Here is a 5,292-nt window from a genome sequence, read left to right as displayed (position 1 = left end):
ACAGAGTAACCTTGTCACCGATATTCCCAGTGATGGTAAAGCGTTGGCGTTGATCGATTTTAAAGTTGGTCTGCTGCTGTTGCCCTTGCTGGGTAATGTTCCGGTCGTTCGATTCTTTCCGAATCTCCCCATTGATGGATAACTCCCCGTTCACTCGTAAACCGACTCGGTCGCCACCAAATACTCGTTGAAAGACTTTTGATTTTACTTTCAATGGAACTTGGATTTCTAACGCTTCCTTTTCAACGACTCGCTGAGAACTAACAAAACGAGCTGCTTCTTCGCGGAACAAGCGTTGGCGGTCGTTGTGCAATCGGTACTTACGGTATTGCTCAAGGGTATATCGTTCTGGTACACCAAACGGTTTTCCGTTCAAAAGTAGTTGTGCGGTTACATCTTTATAGGTAGTGTCCCACGATGTTCGCGTGGTAAACCAAGGAGTTGGACCACCGAGCAGCCAAGTCGAGCTCTCACCTAACGCCGGCAATTTCTTACCGGGTTTCGAAAATGGGTCAGGTCGATAGCGTATAGTCGGATGGAAGGGAATACCAAGAAAGTCCGGCGCTTGGGCAAGCGCAGGAACAAGCATAACGAAAACTATCCCCAGGAATAGCTTCTGGCGAGCGAACGCGTTAGAAATCACGACTCCTTGTCAATCATCGTGGTTACTGTTTGTCAACGGAGCGATAAACCGTTCTGCGGTCTACCGTAACATACTGAGAATACTGTTACAACTGGACGATAATTGACTCCGGGCGTTCGTTGCAGGTGTGTATCAGATAATACGAATCAATTGTCAAACTGGAGATTCACGTTTGAACTGCTCCAATCGACTATGACTTATTTTACAAAACCCAAATGGAATTTGCAACGGTTCAATTGATTGGGTTAGTGTGCACTGTCACGTACTGGCTCGATTAACAGGCTTGTCAACCGCCTGTCCAAATTACAGCCAATTGCAGAAGAAAGTCAAAGGAAATCAAAAACCGCTTGCGAAGTCCTTGTCGAAAAGCTAACTTCACCTTATCCGCTGTTAGTAAGCTTCGTTGATGCGTCCGCAGACACGAATGTGTATGCCATAAGGAAAGGAAATCGCTATGAAGCGTATGTCAATATTTGCCGTTCTTGCAATTGCAATGTGTGCGATTGCAGTGACCGGTCCAACAGTAAACGAGGAGATGTTTACCCGCTCCCCGCTTGCTCGGAATGGCGCTCCCGCCACCGATGAAATCAATGTCGATACCCTTGCGACTTTTAATTTTGAAGATGGAATGCAAGGCTGGACAGTAGCAAACTTAACCGATGTCCCCTCGCTTTGGCATCGTGATACCCGTCGTGCCTATGGCGGAACCGGTTTGTCGTGGTACTGCGGCGATACGGTTGCTTGGGCAAATGGCGGTTACGACAACCATGTTTTAATGTATCTTACCTCGCCGACGGTCAATCTTTCTGCCGCGACCCAACCACAATTGACGTTCCGTGTGAACATCGCTTGTGAAGACCCGGCTGGTGCAACTGCACCATATACTGGATGGGATGGCGGTAACGTTTGGTATTCGATCGATAATGGTACAACCTGGACCCCAATGCCGATCACTTCGGCAGGTGGAGCGACCGGCTACCTATACAATGTTACCTCCTCATACGCTTTCGGTTCCGAATTCGGCATGGGACCAAACATTCCGGAATGGGGCGGTTCCTCCAATGGTTGGCAACAAGTAACATTCCCAATTCCGCAGGCGATGCGGGTTGCAAACTTTAAACTCCGTTTTGCATTTTGCTCTGACCCGGCGTATTGCACATCCGACAATCCTGCGTTGTTTGGAATGCATGTCGACGATGTCGTGATTCAGGATCGCTCTACGATTTTGCTTCGCGATAATGCATTGGATTTAACTTCGATTCCCAGCGATTTAATCCCGATGTCGGGAAATGTCGTTTCGCAAGCGAACTGGGCAAGAGCGCAGAGTGCCGCTCTTGGTCACACGGTTCCCTGGTGCATGTGGATGCGTGAGGATACGTTAGAGTTCCGTTCGGCAATCGTTTCGCCGAAAATCTTCTTAGCACCGAATTATACCTACTGGTGGCAATACAATGTGTATTGCAACTTTATCGACGCTGAATCCGATTCCACGAATACATTGGAAGACTATTATCGAGTCGAGATAAAGGCTGATCACCCCGATAGCGGTTGGACCTATCAGCATCACGATTACAATCGACCCACTGCCGGTGGTAACGAGTGGTTCACTTACGTTCCGGGAACCCCGTTTACGACCTCTGCCGGTCCGAACGTTCAAATGGACTTATCGCCGTGGATTGGCGACTCGGTTCAAATTCGCATCACCGCGATTGGTGATAACGATAATCATCAAGGCACAGGCACCGGACTCTTTATTGATGACGTGACCTTCCTACGTACCAACCAACCGACGAACGACCTTGCAACTGCACGTCTTTCGGTTCCCTATCCGACGACTGTTGGTTATATGACCAAGGGTACTGTGGAAGTCTCGAACCCCGGTCGCAGCGATCAAACTACTTCGATTCTCCGTTGGCGTCGAAACGGCTTTGTCCGTTCCATCGTACTTGGAAATCTTCCTTCTGGCGCCGATACCACCGTATTGCTAAAGACCGGAACCACCGGTGACTCCGCACTCGGATGGCGTCCTGCCAGTGCTGGTGGTGTTATCGTCGACGCATATACAATTCTGCAAGGTGACGAAAATACTGCCAACGATACCACCGACTTCTACAATTCGACATTAGATCGCGTCGATACTGTTAATGTCCGTCCAGCAGGTACATATGAACTCGGATACGATTCCCGCGTCATTCAGTACCTCTACTCCTTTGATGTCGGTGCTGGTCCAGTTGTCCGCTTTAAGTTAAGCGCTGATACACTCTCGACTGGTGTTATTACCGATCCGATTCCGGTTGGTAACGGTGGTTTCCGTATTTCGCAAATCATTGCTCAGTGGAATGGTAACGTTCCTGCTGGTGAGAACGCACCAATTCGCTTACGAATTTTTGCGGATAACAATGGTGCCCTCGGCCAGCAATTACTGCAACAGGATATTACCGTGACGAATGCCAATACACTACCGAATTGGCATACGATTACGTTAACCCAACCAGTTACGATTGCGACTGGTTCTTCGTTCTTTGTTTGGTTTGAACGAACGAATGCTGCGGCTGCCTACCCGAGCATTATCGGTCACGATAATTTAGGTGTGTTCTATACCGGACATAACTATTCATATAATGGAACAGCGTTGACGACATCAACCGGCGCTTATCGCATCCATGCAGTGGTGACACCGGTTACCTCCGTTCCCAATGTCGGCGACAATACGTTACCGAAGCAGTTCGAATTGTATTCGGCGTATCCGAATCCGTTCAACCCGGAAACCAATGTTCGTTTTGCAGTACCGTTCACATCGAATGTGAAGGTTGCAGTCTACAACACGAATGGTCAATTGGTTGCTAACTTGGTCGATGGTCCGGTGGTTGCTGGAGTTCATAACGCAGCATTCAACGGTTCGCGGCTGTCCAGCGGCGTCTACCTTGTGAAGATGTCGGCCGGTAACTTCAACGCAACCACAAAGATTGCTTTAGTGAAGTAACATCGTATTGGTAACCATACGGTTGCCAATCGATTACATTTACTATTGGAATCGTAGGTAGTAGAAAGGCGCATCGAACGATGCGCCTTTTCTCTAACCGATGAACTGAAGTTTACTTTATCAACATCATCTTCGATTGGTAAACACTCTTTCCGGTACTCATTCGTACGACATAGACTCCGCTGGAAAGGCCATTTCCGTTGAATTTCGCTTCATACTTTCCGGCAGGCTTTACTGCGGAGACAAGTGAACGAATTCGTTGTCCCATCGAATTGTATATCTCAAGAGTGACTTTCCCGGTTGCTGGAACTTGATAACGAATGGTGGTCTCGGCATTAAACGGATTGGGATAGTTGGAAAGAATCCGATAAGTAGTTGGCTTCGCAACAATCGGTTCGGGTGTGGCAGTAACCGGAATCACCTGTCCGGTAACAATATCCAAAATTATTGTTAATGATTCATCTTGTTCAGGACTGTCATAACTAATCATCCATACGATGCGAGTTGGATCGGTCGGCATCATCCAGAAAAAGTTACCTGCCAACATTTCAATACTGGCATTTGGATTGTTCATTCTGAATGTCGCCCCACCATTACGTTCCGCTATTGCCATAGCCGAATCACTATCGATACAATTTACCGGAATCGTTATCATCTCCAGTGGAAACTCCGGTGATTCTACGGTGTCGATGGCAGTCATTTGCGAAGAGGCAAACACAATGAAATTTCGTTGCCGTTGCGGCGAATGAAACATATAAATCCATGAATCGCATGTACCATTAGGATTTGTTTCACCACTGGTGCTAATAACTTTAAGTACAGCATCTGCAGCGAATTGCCTTGCAAGACTCTGAACTACCGGTAAACGATCCCGTGCGCGGAGCGGTTGCCAAACAATCAGTGTCATGTTAATATTGGTTAGATTGGATTGACCGACGACGATACTATCGGGAATACCATCTTGATTCGGATCGTAAAAACCAATGGCATCGCCAAGATCAGGATCGATCTCACCATCACTGTTTAGATCAATCGCGCATACCGGCCAAAATACCCCGGATCGCACATTCGATATTGAATAGCTGTTGGCAGTAGAAACATTTGTTCCAATGAGAAGTCTGCCATTATCCTCAAAGATCCGTCGGTTTAACAATCCAGCTACGGCACGGTTTGCATTACCTAATGGATAAGTAACTGTTCCGGATACGGTTCTAACACCATAGGAAGTAGAAGTTGTGTAGTTGAGCATATACGGGATTTGCAAGTCTTGACCGCTTTGTGAGCGAGCTCCCGTTACCATCCAAACATAATCGGTGGTTGGACGTTGCATTACTTGGATCGAAACGGTTCTAAGATCGCCGGAAATCGATGCTCCGGTTACAATGAGTGAATCGTCTTCGGGACCGGAAATGCCGACTGGGTAACCTGATTCGTAACGAATCGTCGTATCCAATGCGGCGCTGAATGTAAAGGATACGGTTGTTGTTAGTGCCACACCTGTTGCGAAGTTTGCTGGTGTGCTGGATGTGATGGTAAGCTGTGCATGAGCACATATTGCTATTGAGAACACCGTCAGCAAAATGATTCCTGTGTTTTTCACTTCTCCCCCCTTGATGAAACATACATGAACAATGGCTGTTAACGATAATATAACTCAATAATAACC

The 5,292-nt window shown here is 47.4% G+C and carries 3 protein-coding genes; 1 reads left to right on the top strand and 2 read right to left on the bottom strand.

From position 1 onward, the window contains the following. Positions 1-589 (bottom strand): hypothetical protein (locus OEM52_13750; protein ID MDK9701199.1); only part of this gene is annotated, 589 nt, incomplete at its 3' end. Between the two features lie 508 nt (positions 590-1,097). Here OEM52_13750 and OEM52_13745 point away from each other — a divergent pair. Next, positions 1,098-3,626, top strand: a complete 2,529-nt coding sequence (locus OEM52_13745; protein MDK9701198.1) for a T9SS type A sorting domain-containing protein — start codon at positions 1,098-1,100, stop codon at positions 3,624-3,626. 112 nt (positions 3,627-3,738) lie between these two features. Here the strand turns inward: OEM52_13745 and OEM52_13740 are convergent, their stop codons facing one another. After that, positions 3,739-5,226 (bottom strand): T9SS type A sorting domain-containing protein, encoded by a 1,488-nt coding sequence (locus tag OEM52_13740; protein ID MDK9701197.1) that lies wholly within the window; start codon positions 5,224-5,226, stop codon positions 3,739-3,741. Positions 5,227-5,292 lie beyond the last annotated feature (66 nt).

The sequence above is a fragment of the bacterium genome (assembly GCA_030247525.1).
Classification (GTDB): domain Bacteria; phylum Electryoneota; class JAOADG01; order JAOADG01; family JAOADG01; genus JAOTSC01.
Note: the sequence above shows the minus strand (reverse complement) of the source record. Positions and strands in the feature narration are given on the sequence as shown.

Coding starts and splice junctions, on each gene's coding strand:
- OEM52_13745 (MDK9701198.1), top strand. CDS start 1,098: ATGAAGCGTATGTCAATATTTGCCGTTCTTGCAATTGCAATGTGTGCG.